Genomic DNA, 1,118 nt, shown 5'->3' with positions numbered 1-1,118 from the left:
CGTTGTTTTTCTACTCTGCGTCTGGCTGCTCGTTTATGCGCCTCGCACTTACCCGATTTCACTCGGGTACTACAGCCTGGCTCTGTACATCTTTTTAATGGTTGATACGGCATTTAATACACTCCAATATCTCGATACACTGACCATAACGATTTAATCGTAAAGGGGACTTCTTTAAGCTCAACATCTGTTGCCATTTCCCGATTCTCATAGAGCAATCCGATATAGAGCAAACACCCAACCTTAATTGCTGGCGTGAATGTCAATCCTTCATCAAACCGTTTGCCGATATGTTGTTGACAGGCTTCAAGTGCTGCTTCGGCATACGTGGTTAATAATTTATCATCCAGCGTAAAACTCTCTTCTAATCGACAATGCTGTTTGATTTCATTTAAAGGGATTTTTACATTAATCAAATCGTCCTCCTCCCTTGCAAATCAATTCTAATCTTGATTGGCGTGCATCGGATAAAACAACGGCTATCTCAAATCGAGAACCCAGTGTATTAGCACCTTTATACACAATGGCGTTGTCAATCGTGATATCAGGACGATAACGCATCCAAATCTTGACGATGGCTTGAGGATAGCGAGTACCAAAGGTTAATAACTCCTGACCGCGTAGCGCTTTTACTTCTGCCCAGACATCTTCAACATCTACCCAGGTTACTCGCTGGTCACCTAGATTACCGTATGTAATCTCTTGTTTCTGAATCGTCACACGATGTCTTAATCGTCCTGCTCTCATGCGTTGTCCTCCGCATGTTTCTTAACCTCAATATACTGTCGCCAAGCCTGACTAAATTCATCACCGCCATCACGAGGCGGTAAGCCTTCCCGTTCACGGGCTTCATTGGGGCACATCACACCGGATTTAATCGCCGTTTCATAACTTAAGAAACGCTCTCTTGGGTTGGCTCTGAGTAAATCGGCGGTGTCAAATTCCACTTGGTAACGCATACCGGATTGCGGAACATTAAGTAGTAGTGCCGATTTGATTTGCTGTTCGAAATTCGCTAACCAAGGGCGCATGGTAATGGTTAAAAACGCGCGGCTGGCTTCACTAAAATTACTGTAGGTACTGTTGGAATATTCTTGCAGAAAAATAGGGCTGACATT

The 1,118-nt window shown here is 43.9% G+C and carries 3 protein-coding genes and 1 pseudogene; all 4 read right to left on the bottom strand.

Features of this window, described 5'->3' with window-relative positions; all coding sequences use genetic code 11:
- Window positions 1-113, bottom strand: a pseudogene (locus G468_RS23310) (HNH endonuclease); the annotation flags it as partial.
- Window positions 114-413, bottom strand: a complete 300-nt coding sequence (locus G468_RS0118465; RefSeq protein ID WP_026824208.1) for a head-tail connector protein — start codon at window positions 411-413, stop codon at window positions 114-116.
- Window positions 409-747 (bottom strand): phage head closure protein, encoded by a 339-nt coding sequence (locus G468_RS0118460; protein WP_026824207.1) that lies wholly within the window; start codon window positions 745-747, stop codon window positions 409-411. Before G468_RS0118460 ends, G468_RS0118465 begins: the two co-directional genes overlap by 5 nt.
- Window positions 744-1,118: phage portal protein (locus G468_RS0118455; protein ID WP_026824206.1), on the bottom strand; the 375-nt coding region annotated here is incomplete at its 5' end. The genes G468_RS0118460 and G468_RS0118455, both read right to left, overlap by 4 nt.

It is taken from the genome of Arsenophonus nasoniae DSM 15247 (assembly GCF_000429565.1).
Taxonomy (GTDB): domain Bacteria; phylum Pseudomonadota; class Gammaproteobacteria; order Enterobacterales; family Enterobacteriaceae; genus Arsenophonus; species Arsenophonus nasoniae.
This window is presented reverse-complemented; position numbering and strand designations above follow the sequence as displayed.